Annotated in this window: 19 protein-coding genes; 11 read left to right on the top strand and 8 right to left on the bottom strand. The window is 62.0% G+C overall.

What is annotated here, in order from left to right:
• Positions 1–22: 22 nt before the first annotated feature.
• The gene (locus ACMGF8_RS10185) at positions 23–940 is read left to right on the top strand and encodes a LysR family transcriptional regulator (protein WP_102861249.1); all 918 of its coding nucleotides are present in this window, start codon (positions 23–25) and stop codon (positions 938–940) included.
• 9 nt (positions 941–949) lie between these two features.
• Here the strand turns inward: ACMGF8_RS10185 and ACMGF8_RS10190 are convergent, their stop codons facing one another.
• Entirely contained in the window at positions 950–1396 is a 447-nt protein-coding gene (locus tag ACMGF8_RS10190) for a DMT family transporter (protein ID WP_047301890.1), read from the bottom strand.
• A gap of 190 nt (positions 1397–1586) precedes the next feature.
• On the opposite strand from ACMGF8_RS10190, the gene moaC reads away from it, so the two are divergent.
• The 4 genes from moaC to ACMGF8_RS10210 all read left to right on the top strand — a co-directional run bounded on the left by moaC (position 1587) and on the right by ACMGF8_RS10210 (position 3749).
• The gene (gene moaC / locus ACMGF8_RS10195) at positions 1587–2060 is read left to right on the top strand and encodes a cyclic pyranopterin monophosphate synthase MoaC (RefSeq protein ID WP_416759479.1); all 474 of its coding nucleotides are present in this window, start codon (positions 1587–1589) and stop codon (positions 2058–2060) included.
• Complete coding sequence (locus ACMGF8_RS10200) at positions 2057–2299, top strand: MoaD/ThiS family protein (RefSeq protein WP_102861251.1); 243 nt, start codon at positions 2057–2059, stop codon at positions 2297–2299. Before moaC ends, ACMGF8_RS10200 begins: the two co-directional genes overlap by 4 nt.
• Before the next feature lies 1 nt (position 2300).
• Positions 2301–2753, top strand: a complete 453-nt coding sequence (moaE, locus tag ACMGF8_RS10205) for a molybdopterin synthase catalytic subunit MoaE (RefSeq protein WP_102861252.1) — start codon at positions 2301–2303, stop codon at positions 2751–2753.
• Between the two features lie 219 nt (positions 2754–2972).
• Complete coding sequence (locus ACMGF8_RS10210) at positions 2973–3749, top strand: ABC transporter substrate-binding protein (RefSeq protein ID WP_102861253.1); 777 nt, start codon at positions 2973–2975, stop codon at positions 3747–3749.
• A 76-nt stretch (positions 3750–3825) separates the two neighbouring features.
• Here ACMGF8_RS10210 and ACMGF8_RS10215 read toward each other — a convergent pair whose 3' ends face one another.
• The 5 genes from ACMGF8_RS10215 to ACMGF8_RS10235 all read right to left on the bottom strand — a co-directional run bounded on the left by ACMGF8_RS10215 (position 3826) and on the right by ACMGF8_RS10235 (position 9033).
• A complete protein-coding gene (locus ACMGF8_RS10215) occupies positions 3826–4455 on the bottom strand; it encodes a helix-turn-helix transcriptional regulator (protein ID WP_102861254.1) in 630 nt (209 codons plus the stop codon).
• A gap of 90 nt (positions 4456–4545) precedes the next feature.
• The gene (locus ACMGF8_RS10220) at positions 4546–5673 is read right to left on the bottom strand and encodes an NAD(P)/FAD-dependent oxidoreductase (RefSeq protein WP_416759483.1); all 1128 of its coding nucleotides are present in this window, start codon (positions 5671–5673) and stop codon (positions 4546–4548) included.
• Between the two features lie 34 nt (positions 5674–5707).
• Positions 5708–6661: an ornithine cyclodeaminase family protein gene (locus ACMGF8_RS10225; protein ID WP_416759485.1), complete on the bottom strand. Its 954-nt coding sequence runs from the start codon at positions 6659–6661 to the stop codon at positions 5708–5710.
• Positions 6662–6782: 121 nt separating this feature from the next.
• Positions 6783–8279, bottom strand: a complete 1497-nt coding sequence (gene rhlB / locus ACMGF8_RS10230) for an ATP-dependent RNA helicase RhlB (RefSeq protein WP_102861257.1) — start codon at positions 8277–8279, stop codon at positions 6783–6785.
• Positions 8280–8376: 97 nt separating this feature from the next.
• The gene (locus ACMGF8_RS10235; protein ID WP_102878469.1) at positions 8377–9033 is read right to left on the bottom strand and encodes an alpha/beta hydrolase; all 657 of its coding nucleotides are present in this window, start codon (positions 9031–9033) and stop codon (positions 8377–8379) included.
• A gap of 474 nt (positions 9034–9507) precedes the next feature.
• On the opposite strand from ACMGF8_RS10235, the gene ACMGF8_RS10240 reads away from it, so the two are divergent.
• The 4 genes from ACMGF8_RS10240 (at position 9508) to ACMGF8_RS10255 (ending at position 13666) form a co-directional block, all read left to right on the top strand.
• On the top strand, positions 9508–10536 hold the full coding sequence (locus ACMGF8_RS10240; protein ID WP_102861259.1) for an amino acid ABC transporter substrate-binding protein: 1029 nt from the start codon (positions 9508–9510) through the stop codon (positions 10534–10536).
• A gap of 65 nt (positions 10537–10601) precedes the next feature.
• On the top strand, positions 10602–11783 hold the full coding sequence (locus ACMGF8_RS10245) for an amino acid ABC transporter permease (protein ID WP_102861260.1): 1182 nt from the start codon (positions 10602–10604) through the stop codon (positions 11781–11783).
• A 10-nt stretch (positions 11784–11793) separates the two neighbouring features.
• Positions 11794–12891, top strand: coding sequence for an amino acid ABC transporter permease (locus ACMGF8_RS10250; RefSeq protein WP_102861261.1), 1098 nt, complete (start codon positions 11794–11796; stop codon positions 12889–12891).
• 10 nt (positions 12892–12901) lie between these two features.
• On the top strand, positions 12902–13666 hold the full coding sequence (locus ACMGF8_RS10255) for an amino acid ABC transporter ATP-binding protein (RefSeq protein WP_207167099.1): 765 nt from the start codon (positions 12902–12904) through the stop codon (positions 13664–13666).
• Between the two features lie 65 nt (positions 13667–13731).
• On the opposite strand, the gene ACMGF8_RS10260 is transcribed toward ACMGF8_RS10255, so the two are convergent.
• Both ACMGF8_RS10260 and ACMGF8_RS10265 read right to left on the bottom strand, forming a co-directional pair.
• Positions 13732–14214, bottom strand: a complete 483-nt coding sequence (locus ACMGF8_RS10260) for a type II toxin-antitoxin system MqsA family antitoxin (RefSeq protein WP_102861262.1) — start codon at positions 14212–14214, stop codon at positions 13732–13734.
• Positions 14211–14522, bottom strand: coding sequence for a type II toxin-antitoxin system MqsR family toxin (locus tag ACMGF8_RS10265; RefSeq protein ID WP_102861263.1), 312 nt, complete (start codon positions 14520–14522; stop codon positions 14211–14213). Before ACMGF8_RS10265 ends, ACMGF8_RS10260 begins: the two co-directional genes overlap by 4 nt.
• 165 nt (positions 14523–14687) lie before the next feature.
• On the opposite strand from ACMGF8_RS10265, the gene ACMGF8_RS10270 reads away from it, so the two are divergent.
• Entirely contained in the window at positions 14688–15347 is a 660-nt protein-coding gene (locus tag ACMGF8_RS10270; protein ID WP_102861264.1) for a FadR/GntR family transcriptional regulator, read from the top strand.
• Between the two features lie 13 nt (positions 15348–15360).
• Positions 15361–16632: a CynX/NimT family MFS transporter gene (locus ACMGF8_RS10275; protein ID WP_102861265.1), complete on the top strand. Its 1272-nt coding sequence runs from the start codon at positions 15361–15363 to the stop codon at positions 16630–16632.
• Positions 16633–16692 lie beyond the last annotated feature (60 nt).

Here is a 16692-nt window from a genome sequence, read left to right on the forward strand (position 1 = left end):
CTTCCCAGTTGGAAAACACCGGATGACCCGCGTTTCCCTGCGCAATATCGATCTGAATCTGTTGGTGGTACTCGATGCCTTGCTGACGGAAAAGCACGTGACCCGCACTGGCGAGCGCCTGCACCTGAGCCAGCCTGCTATCAGTCATTCCCTGGGCAAGCTGCGGGTGCTACTGGATGATCCGTTGCTGATCCGCCAGGGCAACGACGTGCTGCTCAGCCCCCTGGCCCGCAGCCTGCAAGCGCCCCTCAAGGAGATTCTCAGTCAGATCGAAACCCTGTTCGGCAAGTCCCTCGACTTTGATCCGGCCACCTCCCAGCGGATCTTTCACCTGGCGATGTCGGATTACGGTGCGGCGATCGTGCTCCCCAGGTTGCTGGTGCGTCTGCGTGGCGAAGCGCCCTTGATGCGTCTGGTGGTAACCCAGGGCAGCCGCCACGAGATGTTCGAGCAGATCACCCAAGGCAAGATCGACCTGGCCCTGGGGGTGTTTCCCACCTCCTCGGACGAGATCGTCAAGGAAGTGCTGTTCGAGGAAACTTTTTCCTGTCTGGTGGACCGCGCCACCCTTGAGGGTGACGGCGGCCTGGACCTGACGGCCTATCTGCAGCGTCCCCATCTGCAGGTGTCGATGGACGGTTGTTTCAATGGTGAAGTCGATCACCGCCTGGGGGAGGAGGGACTGCAACGGCAGATCGCGGTCAGCGTGCCCCACTGGGGCATCGCGCCTGGGATGATCCGCGGCACCGACCTGATTCTTACCGTGGCCAGCCGCACCCTGGACGAGATTCCGCTGCCGGAAGGGCTGCTGCGGCTGACCCCGCCCTTGAACATTGCGCCCTTCAAGTTCGTGCAGATCTGGCACTCGCGCTTGAGCGATGACCCGGCCCATCGCTGGTTGCGTGAACAGGTCAAGCTGGCCAGCGTGGCCAAGGCCTGAAATGGCGCCTCAGCCGCGGGTGGTGATGACGAAACCGCCGATCACCACCAGCACGCCGATCAGCTTCTGCAGGCTGATGTCCTTGCGTGGCAGACCCACCAGCCCGAAGTAGTCGATGATCAGCGAGATCAGTAACTGGCCGATGATCACCACCATGATGAAGTTCAGCGCCCCCAGGCGCGGCGCCATCAACAGCGCGACGGTGATGTAGAGCACCCCGGCCAGGCCACCCATCCAGATCCACCAGGGGCCTTGCAGCGCGGCCATGAGATTGGGCTTGGGCACTTTAATGAACAGCAGCAGGACCCCCAGCACCAGCAGGCTGACCAGCAGCGAAACACCGGTGGCCCACAGTGGATGCCCCAGCAGGGTGCCCAGGCGGGCGTTGGTCCCGGCCTGGAGGGGCACGGCGAAACCGGCGAGCAGGCTGAGCAGGATCGAAACGAACAAGGCCATGAAGTGACTTCCTTTTGCGGGTTTTTGCGCTGTTGTACGTTTATCCGCAGTCGGGCTCCAATTCGTTGTTTTGATGCGGGTTATTCGCCAGGCTGATTGCCGGTTGGCGCAGCCAAACGCCGGGCAGATGCCCCGTGCGAAAAACTGACCCGCAGGTTTACAATCGGCCCACCTGATCAGGAGTAACACCGTGCTGACTCATCTCGATTCCCAAGGTCGCGCCAATATGGTCGACGTCACCGATAAGGCCGTGACCTTCCGCGAGGCAGTGGCCGAAGCCCGGGTGCGCATGCTCCCGCAAACCCTGCACATGATCGTCAGTGGTGGTCACCCCAAGGGTGACGTGTTCGCCGTGGCGCGCATCGCCGGAATCCAGGCGGCGAAGAAAACCAGTGAGCTGATTCCCCTGTGCCATCCGTTGATGCTCACCAGCGTCAAGGTCGAGCTCAGTGCCGAAGGCGAGGACAGCGTGCGCATCGTGGCGCGTTGCAAGCTGTCGGGGCAGACCGGGGTGGAGATGGAGGCGTTGACCGCCGCCAGCGTCGCCGCGCTGACGATCTATGACATGTGCAAGGCCGTGGACCGCGGCATGACCATCGACGGCGTGCGAGTGCTGGAGAAATCCGGCGGCAAGAGCGGTGATTACCGGGTGGCTGACGCATGAGGATCTCGGTGAAGTTCTTTGCCCGCTACCGTGAGGCCCTGGGGCTCGATGGCCTGCTTGTCGAGGGCGACTTTGCCTGTGTCGACGATGTGCGCCAGGCGCTGTTGTCCCGTGACGGGGCCGCCGTGCTCGCCGAACAGAACCTGATGTGCGCCCGCAACGAAGAGCTGTGCCAGCTTGACGAGCCCCTGGCGGACGGCGATGAAGTGGCGTTCTTCCCCACTGTGACCGGAGGCTGAGATGGCAATCCGTGTGCAAACCGCGGCCTTCGATCCCGGCGCCGAAGTCAACGCCATGCACGCTGCCGATACCGGGGTTGGCGCGGTGGTCAGCTTTGTCGGCTACGTGCGCGACTTCAATGACGGCCAGGACGTGCATGGCATGTTCCTGGAGCACTATCCGGGCATGACCGAAAAGGCCCTGGGCAAGATTGCGGCCGAAGCCGAGCAGCGTTGGCCGCTGTTGCAACTGGAGGTGCTGCACCGCATCGGCGCCCTGGAGCCGGGCGAGCCCATTGTTTTCGTCGGCGCAGCCAGTGCCCATCGTCAGGCGGCGTTCGAGGCCTGCGCCTTTGTCATGGATTATCTGAAGACCCGGGCGCCGTTCTGGAAAAAGGAAAACACCGCCGACGGCCCCCGTTGGGTAGAAGGCCGCGACAGTGATCACGCGGCGGCCGCGCGCTGGAAAGACTGATCCCCCTGATGCTGGCCGGCGGGGCTTGAGCCCGCCCCAATTCAACCTGTAATCGACTGCGACTGTTCCCGCCGACCGCTGGGGAAAAGTCGCTGTGCGCGCCGTTGACGATATGTACGTAAAAGTCCAGTATGGATTTACAAGTACAAATGCAGCGTCCTCCGTTTCATCCTTTCCTTCTGTCTTGCCAAACCAACAACAACCCGCGAGAGAACGAACATGAAAAAACTCCCCCTCATCAGTGGCCTGGCCTTGAGCTTGTTGGCGTGCAGCAGCCTGATGGCTGCCGAGAAAACCTTGCGCCTGGGCATCGAGGCGGCGTATCCGCCGTTTGCCTTCAAGACCGCCGACGGCAAGATCGGCGGATTCGACTACGACATCGGCAATGCCCTGTGCGCGCAGATGCAGGTCAAGTGCGAGTGGATCGAGGGCGAGTTCGACGGCCTGATTCCCTCGTTGAAAGTGAAGAAGATCGACGCCGCGCTGTCCTCCATGACCATCACCGCGGAACGGCGTAAATCGGTGGATTTCACCCACAAGTACTACTTCACTTCGTCGCGCCTGGTGATGAAGAAGGGCGCGGTGGTGGACGACCAGTACGCCAGCCTCAAGGGCAAGACCGTGGGCGTGCAGCGCTCCACCACCACCGACCGTTTCGCCACCGAGGTCTTCGAGCCCAAGGGCATCAAGGTGGTGCGCTACAGCAACAACGAAGAGATCTACATGGACTTGGCGGCCGGGCGCCTGGACGCGATCTTCGCCGACACCATTCCCCTGGAGGATTTCCTGTCGATGCCGCGGGGCGCCGACTACGCCTTTGTCGGGCCTGAGTTGAAAGATCCGAAATACGTTGGGGAAGGCGCCGGGATTGCGGTGCGCAAGGGCAACAGTGAACTGGTGGGCGAGTTGAACAAGGCCATCGATGAGATTCGCGCCAAGGGCGAATATCAGAAGATCCAGGCCAAGTACTTCAAGTCGGATATTTATGGGGATTGAGACGTTGCGGCGTGCTTGAGGACGCTTTCGCGAGCTCGTTCCTAGGGGGTATGTGCAGGGGCGAGCTCGGGAACCTTTATTGTCCCTTCAATTCCTTCAAGTGCTTGTACACCGTCGCCCGGCCCATGTTCAGCACGTTGGCCACGTAGTTGGAGGCGCTCTTGCCCTTGAAGGCACCTTCGGCGTGCAGCGCCAGTACCAGTTCGCGCTTGTGGTCGCGGGTCAGCAGGTTCAGCCCCAGCTGGCGCTCGCGCAGCCAGTTGTGCAAGAAAGTGTTGATGCGTTCCTGCCAGTCGTCGCGAAACAGTGAATCGGGCTGGGGAATCAGTTTGCTCGGTGAGAGAAACAGGTCCAGCGCGGCCTTGGCATTTTCGAACAGCGAGATATTCAGGTTGATGCACAGCACGGCCATTGGCTGACCGTGGCTGTCGCGCAGCACGCTGCTGAGGCTGCGGATCTTCTGGCCGTCCCAGTTGAGCTTTTCATAGGGACCGATATTGCGTTCGTCGCTGTCGCCACTGAGCAAGTCTTCCAGGGCCGCATCGTCGCCCACTTCGCGCTTGGACAGGTTGTTGGCGATGTAGTCGATCTTCTGCGTGCGCAGGTCGTGGAGCACCACCTCGGCGTGAGGGAAAAACAGCGTGGCGATGGCATCGGCAATCGCCCGGAAATTATCCAGGGCTGGGTCCTTTGCGGGTGAGGTCATGGGTCGTACTCCAGGCGGCTTCAGCGCCCGCCGTTAGCGGGCGCTGGGAGTGTGCCGCAATCGTTCGGGCGCGTCACCCCGCAGGCGGGTTCAACCGAGGCGGGCAGGGGAGAGCATGGCGGACTCCAGGCCGAAGCGGGTCAACTGCTCCGGCAGGGGGTGGCCACGCACCAGGGCGGCGCTGGCCTGGCCCATTGCCGGAGATGTCTGGATGCCGTAGCCGCCTTGCCCGGCGACCCAGAACAGCCCGGGCACCTGTGGATCAAAACCGGCCAGCAGATCGCCGTCGCTGACAAAGCTGCGCAGGCCGGCCCAGGTCCGGGTCGGGCGACGAATACTCAGGGTGGTGGCCTCTTCGATCTGGTAGATGCCCAGGGCAATGTCCAGCTCTTCAGGCTGCACATCATGGGGCTCCACCGGGTCGGCGTTGGCCGGCGAACCGAGGAACATGCCGGCGTCGGGCTTCATGTAGAAGGACTCGTCCAGGCTCACCAACATCGGCCAGTGGTGAATATCGACCCCTTCCGGGCCGGCAAAGATAAAGGCCGCGCGGCGCTTGGGTTGCAGGCCCAAGGGGCGGGCACCGGCCATCGCGCCGATCTGGTCGGCCCAGGCCCCGGCAGCGTTGATCAGCACCGGCGCACTGAAGCCCTGGCCGCTGGTTTGAACCTGCCACAGCCCTTGTTCATCACGGTGCAGCCCCAGCACTTCATGGTCGGTATAGACCTGGCCCTGATGGCGGCGGATGCCCCGCAGGTAGCCCTGATGCAGGGCGTCGGTGTCGATGTCGCTGGCACTGGGGTCGTAGAGGGCGCCATGGATCTTTTCGCGACGCAGGATTGGCAGACGAGCGCAGGCTTCGTCGGCACTGAGCAGTTGCATCTCCGGCACCGTGGCCTTGGCGCTCAGGTACTGGTTGTTCAGTTCGGCCGGATCGCCGGTGAAGTCCACGGTCATTTCCCCTCGTGGCGTCAGCAGCGGGTGGTCGCAGAAGCCCTCCGGCGGATGGTCGAAAAAGTCCCGGCTGGCCAGGGTCAGGGCCCGCACCTGGGCGGTGCCATAGGCGGCGGTGTAGAGCGCGGCAGAGCGGCCGGTGGAGTGATAGGCCGGATGGGATTCGCGCTCCAGCACGATGACGCGGCCGTGGCGCGACAGCCAGTAACCGGTGGAGGCTCCGGCGATACCGCCGCCGATGATGATGAAATCTGCCTGGATCATTCAAGGCTCCTGGAAAAGTGCTAGTGACAGGCCCTTAGTGCGGGTGCCTCAGGTGGTACAGGGCATTGGCCAGGGCGATGTCTTCCAGGCCCAGGCCGATGGAGCGGAAGAACACATGGCGCTCGGCGCTGGGGCGTTGAGCCTGGTTGCTCAGCAGCTCCGGCAGGTCGCCGAGAATCGCCGCGTTGTCCCAGCCGTGCTGTTCACCGGCAATCAGCATCTCGCCGGCCGAGCCCGGGGTGGTACGGCGATAGTCACAATAGACCTGCATCTGCTGCAGTGCGGCGGGCGGCACTTCGTGGGCCCGTGGCGCATTGGTGCTGATGGAGGTGATCAGCGCCGGCTTGTTGAGGGTGCGTGGGTCGATGACCGGTCCGGCGGACGAAGTGCAAAGCATGACCACGTCGGCATCTTCGACAGCCTCTTCAAGCTGCGGGACGATTTGCAGGCGCGGATCGAGGGCCTTGAGACGCGCAAGCTCCTCGGCGGATTTGCTCGCAAGGCTTGGGGAAAAGAGGCGGATGCTCTGCCAGGGGCGCAGGTCTTTCACGTAGTGCAGATGAGCCTGGGCCACGGCGCCGCTACCGATGATTGCCAGGTGCCGGGCCTCGGGCGTGGCCAGTGCCTCGACGGCGACCGCCGTAGTGGCGGCGGTGCGTGCGGTGGTCAGTTCGGCGGCGTCGCACAGCAGCAGGGGCTGGCCGCTGTCCATGGACATCAGCAGGGTCCAGGCGGTGACCAGCGGGCCTTCGGCGCGAACGATGTAGGGCGAAGTCTTGACCCCGTAGACCCGATCTTCAGTCAGCACGCCCAGGTAGTTGATGAAGTCGCCGGCGTCCTGGGGAAACTCCACCAGCTGTTGTGGCGGTTGTACGGCGAGTCCGGCGGCCAGGTCGCGAAACAGTTTGCGCAGGATCTGCGGGACGTCGATTTGCGCGAGCAACTGGCGGGCTTCGGTCTGGGCAATCAGGTAGGGCGTGCTGGGCATGTAGGCGTTCCCAAAGAGTTGAACTTATTTGTCCATTATGGACTTTTAGTTTCCTTGAGCAACATCCAGGCGAAAAAAAACGCAGCCGGTGATGGGCTGCGTTTTTTCGGCGCGCCTGCTATCAGGCTTGCGGGCGTTTGCGCTCTACCGGGCGCAACAGCTCGGCCGGCGGCATCTCGCAGCTGATCTTGCGCCCCAGCAGGGCTTCGATCGATGGCAGCTGATAGGAGTCGTCCTCGCCGGCGAAGCTGATGGACACGCCGTCGGCACCGGCACGCCCGGTCCGGCCGATGCGGTGCACGTAGTCGTCCGGCACTTCCGGCAGGGTGAAGTTGATCACGTGGCTGATGCCGTCGATGTGGATGCCGCGGCCGGCCACGTCGGTGGCCACCAGGACCCGGATCTTGCCTTCGCGGAAGCCTTCCAGGGTCTTGATCCGCTTGTGCTGGGGCACGTCGCCGGACAGTTGGGCGGCGTTCACGCCGTCGCGCACCAGGCGTTCTTCGATGCGCCGCACTTCATCCTTGCGGTTGGCGAAGACCATGACCCGCTCCCAGCCGTTGTCGGTGACCAGGTTGTACAGCAGCTTGTACTTGTCGGCCCCGGCCACGGCATAAATGTGCTGTTCGACGTTTTCGCTGGCGACGTTCTCGGCCTCGATCTCGACGATCGCCGGGTCGGTGGTCCACTGCTTGGCCAGGTTCATCACGTCTTCGGTGAAGGTGGCGGAGAACAGCAGGGTCTGGCGCTCGCTCTTGGGCGGGGTCTGGCGAATGATCTGCCGCACTTGCGGGATGAAGCCCATGTCGAGCATGCGGTCGGCTTCGTCCAGCACCATCACTTCGACCATGTCCAGGTGCACGTCACCGCGCTGGTTGAAGTCCAGCAGGCGGCCCGGGGTGGCCACCAGGATGTCGCAGTGGCGAGCTTCCAGGTGCTTGAGCTGCTTGTCGAAATCCATGCCGCCAACGAAGGTCATGACGTTGAGGCCGGTGTATTTGGTCAGGGCCGCGGCGTCCTTGGCGATCTGCACCACCAGTTCCCGGGTCGGGGCAATGATCAGTGCCCGTGGTTCGCCCATGTAGCGCTCTTTCGGCGGCGGGGTCTGCAGCAACTGGGTGATGATCGAGATCAGGAACGCGGCGGTCTTGCCGGTGCCGGTCTGGGCACGGCCGATGGCGTCTTTGCCCGCCAGGGTGAAGCCCAGTACCTGGGCCTGGATCGGCGTGCAGTAGGGAAAGCCCAGGTCCTGGATGGCGTGCATCAGTTCCGGAGCGAGCTTGAAGTCGTGGAAACGGGTCTTGCCTTCCTGGGGTTGCACCACGAAGTCTTCGAGTTTCCAGGTGCTGGCCGCTGGTTTTGGCGGCCGCGGGCGCTGCGCTTGCTCAGGTTTGGGTTGCTCGGCCTTGGGCTTCTCTTGGCGCGGTGCTTTGGGAGCGGAAGGGGCGGCCGGTGTGTTCACCGGTTCTTTTTTAGCTGCGGTAGCAGGTGCGCTCCGCTCCGGCTGACGGCCGTCATTGCGGCTGCTGGAACTGGGGGAAGGGGCGCTGGGGCTTGGCGCGAGCGGCTCAGCCTCGCTTTTACCGAAGATTTTCTTGAGTGCTTTGAGCACGGTCATCTCATCAATTGGTTAAGGAATGTACGCCGGCCAGTGTAATGCAAGAAACGGGCGCGGCGTAGTCTGTTGCTTGTGGTCCTGGCGCGAGGCACTTTTTCTAGCGCAAACGCTCGCTCAGCCAGGTGCCGATATCACGGATTTCTTCCGGTAACACCTCGTGTCCCATTGGGTATTCCTGCCATGTCACGGTGACACCGTGCTGTTTCAGGTACTCGTATGCGGTGCGTCCCATGGCGTTCTGCACCACTTCGTCGTACTGGCCGTGCAGGGACAGCACCGGAATTCGCTGTTGGCTGGCGCACAGTTGCAGTTCATCGCTGAAGGTCGGGGCATAGGTGGAGAGGGCAAGTACGCCACCCAAGGGACCCTGCCATTTGAGGAAGGCGGTGTGCAGTACCACGGCGCCACCTTGGGAGAAACCCGCGAGGAAAATGCGCGATGCGTCTATTCCGCTTGCGCGTTGCTCTTCGATAAGTCTGATGACCTCGTCAGATGATTCTTCGAGCTGTTCGCGACTGATCGCGCGAGCCGGGCTCATGGCCAAAATGTCGTACCAGCTGGGCATGGCGTATCCGCCATTGATGGTCACGGCACGGGTCGGTGCCTGGGGCAGGACGAAGCGGGTGCTCAAGAGTTTTTCCTGCAGCATCTCGGCCACCGGCAGGAAGTCGTAACGGTCCGCTCCCAGGCCATGAAGCCAGATCACACAGGCATCTGCGGGCTTGCTGGGCTGAAGAATCAAGGGCTCGGTCATGGCTGCTCCATTTATGTGCGTGCGCGCTGATTGAGTGCGAGGTTAAGGGGCGCGCCCGGTTGATCGGTGAAGAAGATGTCGCACGGTTGAACGTTTTGCTATTGACCACTGGCTGAAACGCTTTAGCCGAAACTGTGGTACGGGCTTTGCTATGGCTCAGAAAGAGGAGCGGATGTGATAGCACGCTCTGCCGGCGGTAACACTAACAGGCTACCGCGGGCGATGGCATACCCACCTCCTCTGATACAGGTTCGCCTACGGCCGCTACGGGCTCTGTGAACTGCAAAGGGCTAAAGCCCGTTCGGCCGATTGGTGAGATGTAGGTCCCCCATTACGTGGATTTCTCCTACTAGACTCATAGCGAAGGTCTTACGCCGCTTGACCCTATAAAAAGCCGACACGGGTCAACAGCGCCTCATGAGGGTGCGGCAGGACTCAAGCTCCGACACAACAAGAGCAAAACTGGAGGTTTGAATGAAGATGTTGAAATCCACCCTGGCCGTCGTTACGGCGGCCACGGTACTGGCTACAAGCGGTTTCGCACAGGCGGGTGCGACCCTCGATGCAGTACAGAAGAAAGGTTTCGTACAGTGCGGCGTCAGCGATGGTCTGCCGGGCTTCTCGGTACCGGACGCTACCGGCAAGATTCTCGGCATTGATGCCGATGTCTGCCGTGCCGTGGCCGCAGCCGTATTCGGCGATGCGACCAAGGTCAAGTTCAGCCAGTTGAACGCCAAGGAGCGCTTCACTGCGCTGCAATCCGGCGAGATCGACGTGCTGTCGCGCAATACCACCTGGACCAGTTCCCGTGACGCGGGTATGGGCCTGATGTTCGCCGGCGTCACTTATTACGACGGTATTGGCTTCCTGGTGAACAACAAACTGGGTGTGAAAAGTGCCAAGGAGTTGGACGGTGCGACCATCTGTATTCAAGCCGGTACTACCACCGAGCTGAATGTGTCGGACTACTTCCGCGGCAATGGTCTGAAATACACCCCGATCACCTTCGATACTTCCGATGAAAGCGCCAAGTCCCTGGAATCCGGGCGTTGCGACGTGCTGACATCCGACAAGTCCCAGCTCTACGCACAGCGCAGCAAGCTGGCGACCCCGACCGATTATGTCGTGCTGCCGGAAACCATCTCCAAGGAGCCTTTGGGCCCGGTGGTGCGTAAGGGCGACGAAGAGTGGTTCAGCATCGTCAAGTGGACCCTGTTCGCCATGCTCAACGCCGAAGAGGCGGGCATCACCTCGAAAAATGTCGAGGCTGAAGCCAAGTCCACCAAGAACCCTGATGTAGCACGTCTGCTGGGCGCGGACGGTGAATACGGCAAAGACCTGAAACTGCCGAAGGACTGGGTAGTACAGATCGTCAAGCAAGTAGGTAACTACGGTGAAGTGTTCGAGAAAAACCTCGGCAAGAGCACGCCACTGGCCATCGACCGCGGCCTGAACGCGCTGTGGAACAACGGCGGCATCCAATACGCACCACCTGTGCGCTGATGGTTCTATCACCCGGCGGGCCAACCGCCGGGTGATGTTCTGTTCCATTATTCCTGGGGCACTTCATGCAAAATTCAATCGGCGCACCCAAGCAGAGGCTTAGCCTCAGCGATCCGCGTGTGCGCGCCTGGCTGTTCCAGATCATCACCCTTGTGGCGGTGGTTTCGCTGGGCTGGTTTCTGTTCGACAACACGCAAACCAACCTCCAGCACCGGGGTATTACCTCGGGTTTCGACTTTCTTGAGCGCAGCGCCGGTTTCGGCATCGCTCAACACTTGATTGCCTACACCGAAGCGGACAGTTATGCCCGGGTCTTCGTCATCGGTCTGCTCAATACGCTGCTGGTGACCTTTATCGGGGTGATCCTGGCGACCTTGCTGGGGTTCATCATCGGGGTGGCGCGGCTGTCGCAGAACTGGATCATCAGCAAGCTGGCGACGGTGTATGTGGAAGTGTTCCGCAACATTCCGCCGCTGCTGCAGATCCTGTTCTGGTACTTCGCGGTGTTCCTGACCATGCCGGGGCCGCGTAACAGCCATAACTTCGGCGACACCTTCTTCGTCAGCAGTCGTGGCTTGAACATGCCGGCGGCGCAGATGGCTCCAGGGTTCTGGGCGTTCTTTGCGAGTGTGGTGCTGGCCATCGTCGCCATCGTGCTGATGTGCCGCTGGGCCAACAAACGCTTTGAAGACACCGGGGTGCCGTTCCACAAGTTCTGGACCGGCCTGGCGTTGCTGCTGGTGATTCCGGCGCTGTGCGCGCTGGTCTTCGGATCGCCCGTGCATTGGGAGTTGCCGAAGCTGCAAGGCTTCAACTTCGTCGGCGGCTGGGTGCTGATCCCCGAACTCTTGGCCCTGACCCTGGCCCTGACCGTCTACACCGCGGCGTTCATCGCCGAGATCGTGCGTTCCGGGATCAAGTCGGTGAGCCACGGCCAGACCGAGGCGGCCCGCTCCCTGGGCCTGCGCAACGGTCCGACCCTGCGCAAGGTGATCATTCCCCAGGCCTTGCGGGTGATCATTCCGCCACTGACCAGCCAGTATCTGAATCTGGCGAAGAACTCGTCCCTGGCCGCCGGTATCGGTTACCCGGAAATGGTTTCGCTGTTCGCCGGCACGGTGCTCAACCAGACCGGCCAGGCCATTGAGGTCATTGCCATCACCATGAGCGTGTACCTGGCAATCAGCATCAGCATTTCCCTGCTGATGAACTGGTACAACAAGCGCATTGCGCTGATCGAGCGGTGAGGAAGCGCCCATGACGACTCATACTTTCAAGCCCGATATGCCGCCGCCCAGCCGCAGTATCGGCGTGCTGGCGTGGATGCGCGCCAACATGTTCTCCAACTGGCTCAACACTCTGTTGACCCTGTTTGCCTTCTACCTGATCTATCTGGTGGTACCGCCGATCCTGCAGTGGGCGATCCTCGACGCCAACTGGGTCGGCACCACCCGTGCCGACTGCACCAAGGACGGTGCCTGTTGGGTGTTCATCCAGCAGCGTTTCGGCCAGTTCATGTATGGCTACTACCCAGTGGAACTGCGCTGGCGGGTGGACCTGACCGTATGGCTGGCGGTGATCGGCGTGGCTCCCTTGTTCATCTCGCGCTTCGCTCGCAAAGCGATCTACGGCCTGTGTTTCCTGGTGTGGTACCCGGTGCTGGCCTACACCCTGCTGCACGGCGGCTACCTGGGCCTGAGCACAGTCGCCACCAGCCAGTGGGGCGGCCTGATGCTGACTTTGGTGATTGCCACGGTGGGCATTGCCGGGGCGTTGCCCCTGGGTATCCTGCTGGCATTGGGACGACGTTCCAACCTGCCGGCGATCCGCGTGGTCTGCGTGACCTTCATCGAGTTCTGGCGTGGCGTGCCGCTGATCACGGTGCTGTTCATGTCGTCGGTGATGTTGCCGCTGTTCCTGCCCGAGGGCATGAACTTCGACAAGCTGCTGCGGGCGTTGATCGGGGTGATCCTGTTCCAGTCGGCCTATGTGGCCGAGGTGGTGCGTGGCGGTTTGCAGGCCATTCCCAAGGGCCAGTACGAAGCGGCTGCCGCCATGGGCCTGGGTTACTGGCGCGCGATGGGCCTGGTGATTCTGCCGCAAGCCCTGAAGCTGGTGATTCCCGGCATCGTCAACACCTTCATCGCCCTGTTCAAGGACACCAGCCTGGTGATCATCATCGGCCTGTTCGACCTGCTCAACAGCGTCAAGCAAGCCGCCGCCGACCCCAAATGGCTGGGCATGGCCACCGAAGGCTATGTCTTCGCGGCCCTGGTGTTCTGGATTTTCTGTTTTGGTATGTCCCGCTACTCCATGCATCTGGAGCGTAAGTTGGACACAGGCCACAAGCGTTAGGAGTACCTCCATGAGTGAAGCGAACAAAAAGCCTGTGGGCCCTGAAGGCATTATTCAGATGCAGGGTGTGAACAAGTGGTATGGCCAGTTCCACGTGTTGAAGGACATTAACCTCAACGTCCAGCAGGGCGAGCGCATCGTCCTGTGCGGGCCTTCGGGATCGGGCAAATCCACCACCATCCGCTGCCTCAACCGTCTGGAAGAGCACCAGCAGGGACGCATCGTGGTGGACGGCGTCGAGCTGACCAACGACCTCAAGCAGATCGAGGCCATTCGCCGGGAAGTGGGCATGGTGTTCCAGCACTTCAACCTGTTCCCGCACCTGACCATCCTGCAAAACTGCACCCTGGCGCCGATGTGGGTGCGCAAGATGCCCAAGCGCAAGGCCGAGGAAATTGCCATGCATTACTTGGAGCGGGTGCGGATTCCGGAGCAGGCCAACAAGTACCCGGGCCAGCTGTCCGGTGGCCAGCAGCAACGGGTGGCGATTGCCCGGGCGCTGTGCATGAAGCCCAAGATCATGCTGTTCGACGAACCCACCTCGGCCCTGGACCCGGAAATGGTCAAGGAGGTGCTCGATACCATGATCGGCCTCGCCGAAGACGGCATGACCATGCTTTGCGTGACCCATGAAATGGGTTTTGCTCGCACCGTGGCCAACCGGGTGATCTTCATGGACAAGGGCGAGATCGTCGAGCAGGCGGCACCGAACGACTTCTTCGACAACCCGCAAAATGATCGCACCAAGCTGTTCCTGAGCCAGATCCTGCATTGATCCTGATGCACGGCTGGTGCTGACGATAAACCCGGACTGGCTCCGGGTTTATTTTTGCCCGGCATTCAGCTGCCGGCTGCGCCGAGCTGTGGTTCGGGGTGGTCGCCCAAGGCTGAGGGCGCCAGCCGTGGTTCGCCAAGCTCCAGTACGTCCTTCATCAACCGTGGGTGGCGATCCAGCAGGCGCATCAGCACGTACAGCGGTTGGGGCACGCCGACTTCGCCGCGCTCGTAACGGGAAAAGGCGTTGTGCCCGCCGCCGGACAGCAGTTTGACCGCTTCTTTCTGCGAGAGGTGCAGCTTGCGGCGGATGCGCTTCAGGTCGGCGGCGACGCTCTGCCGGTACTCCTCCAGCAAGTGGTCGCCCGCGGCGGCATAGCGCTCTGCACTCTGGGCATCGAATTCGATTTCACCGCACTCCTGGCATTCCCAGCCCGCCAGGCCATGGAGCTGACGCTGCAGGTGCCGGTAGTCGATGAGCTCGCTGCGCTGCTCGAAGGCCAGCATGCCGGTGGGAGTGCCGCAGCTGTAGCATTGTTGTCGTTTCATGTCTCTGCCTCCTTGAAGGAGATCACCGGAGGCCCTGCACCGGGGCGGTAGGTGACCTTGATGTAGAGCGTCCGGTTATCGATGCGGGTGTAATACACGTCCTGCCACAGCCGGTGATCGCCATAGGTGGTCATCGATTTGTAGAACAGGCTGCCCTGCAGTCCGGCTACTACTCGTTGCATGGCGGCCAGGGACAATCCGAGTTCCTTGCCGCAGCGCAATGCGCTTCGAGTGAAGGCTTGTGCTCCTTGCCGAACGACCTGTGCCTTGATCAGCGACAGGTCGTAATGAGGTGTTTTCTTTTCCATGAGACACCCTTGAGGCTTGATCGAAATTACCCTTATAGGGTTTTTTGTCAAGACCTGTTTGCAATGGCGAAAGTGCCTCCTCCAGCCTAAATCGTTGAACTCTCGGAAAAGCCTGAATACCATGTCGGACAATTCATCCGATGATTGGATGATTGAGTGAGTCCCATGAGCGAAACATCCCCCCTGATCAAAAAATCCCTGGTCGACCAGGCCCTGGAACAACTGCGCAAACGCATCAACAGCGGTGTCTGGCGGGTCGGCCAGCGCTTGCCCACCGAACCGGAACTGGCCCAAGAACTGGGCATCAGCCGCAATACCGTGCGCGAAGCCATGCGAGTGCTGGCGTTCTCCGGACTGATCGAGATCCGCCAGGGCGACGGCAGCTACCTGCGAGCGGTGGCCGATCCACTGGACATGCTCCAGGCCCTGTCCCAATGCTCTCTGGAGCAGGCCCGGGAAACCCGGCAGATCCTTGAAGTGGAGGCGGTCGGCCTGGCGGCCCTGCGTCGCACCGACGAGGACCTGCGCGCCTTGAGCGAAGCCTTGCAGGCCAGCGGCGGGCATTTTCATGGCGATCTGGAAAGCTACATCGCCTGCGACCTGGTGTTTCATCAGGGCCTGGTGGATGCCGCGCACAATCCGACCCTGAGCCAGCTGTACCGCTATTTCTCCAGTGTGGTGGGCGCTCAGTTGCGCCAGACCTTGACGGTTACTCCGCGCCGCCAGGACGTCTTCGATCTCCACCAGCATCTGCTGGACGCCATCGAGCAGGGCGACCCCGAGCGGGCCAAGCAGCTGTCCCGCCAGTTGATCAACGAATCCTGAATCCGAGACCTTTATGTCCAACCAGCAGTCCCCTCCGAACACCCCGTCGCCTCCCGAGTTGTTGATCGATGCCGAGGCCGATGACGAAGAAGTCCAGCAGTCCCCGCCACCTTTGCGGCGGCCCTGGCTGTTGCTGCTGGGGCTGATTCTGGTGGCGTTGAACCTGCGTCCGGCGCTGTCGAGCATGGCGCCGTTGCTCAGTGATGTATCCCAGAGCCTGGGCCTGTCGGCCGCCAAGGCGGGGTTGCTGACCACTTTGCCGGTGTTGTGCCTGGGGCTGTTCGCGCCGTTGGCGCCGCTGCTGGCCCGGCGTTTCGGCGCCGAACGGGTGGTGCTGGGGATTCTCCTGACCCTGGCCCTGGGCATTGTGCTGCGCAGTTCCCTGGGGGAGTTCGGCGTCTTTGCCGGGAGCATCCTGGCCGGCGCCAGCATCGGTGTGATCGGGGTGCTGCTGCCGGGCATCGTCAAGCGCGATTTTGCCCGCCATGCAGGCACCATGACCGGGGTCTACACCATGGCCCTGTGCCTGGGGGCGGCGATGGCGGCAGGCGCGACGGTGCCCCTGAGCCAGCACTTCGGTAGCAGCTGGGCCATGGGCCTGGGGTTCTGGGTCGTGCCGGCGCTGGCGGCGGCGCTGTTCTGGTTGCCGCAAGTGGGGCACAAACACGGCGCCCACCATGTCGCCTTCCGTGTGCGCGGGTTGCTGCGTGATCGCCTGGCCTGGCAGGTGACCTTGTACATGGGCCTGCAGTCCTCCCTGGCCTACATCGTGTTTGGTTGGCTGCCATCGATCCTGATCGGTCGTGGGCTGACTCCGACCCAGGCCGGACTGGTGCTGTCGGGTTCGGTCATCGTGCAACTGGCCAGCTCCCTGGCGGCGCCCTGGCTGGCGACTCGCGGCAAGGACCAGCGTCTGGCCATCGTGATCGTCATGCTGATGACCTTGGGCGGTCTGTTCGGCTGCCTGTATGCACCGCTTGATGGCTTGTGGGGCTGGGCCATTCTGCTGGGCCTTGGGCAAGGAGGCACTTTCAGCCTGGCCCTGACCCTGATCGTCCTGCGCTCACGGGATACCCATGTGGCCGCCAACCTGTCGAGCATGGCCCAGGGCATTGGCTACACCCTGGCGTCCATGGGGCCGTTTGCCGTGGGGCTGGTGCATGACTGGACCGGCGGCTGGAACGCCGTGGGCTGGATCTTCGCGGTGTTGGGCAGCGGGGCGATCATTGCCGGGCTGGGCGCCGGCCGCTCGCTGTATGTGCAGGCGCAAAGCGAGAGGATCTGAGGAGCGTCACTGTCGGTATTTGCACGGCAAATGCCGATAGTCTTCTCTGGGCGTGCGGAT

It is taken from the genome of Pseudomonas sp. BNK-7 (genome assembly GCF_048072025.1).
Taxonomy (GTDB): domain Bacteria; phylum Pseudomonadota; class Gammaproteobacteria; order Pseudomonadales; family Pseudomonadaceae; genus Aquipseudomonas; species Aquipseudomonas danubii.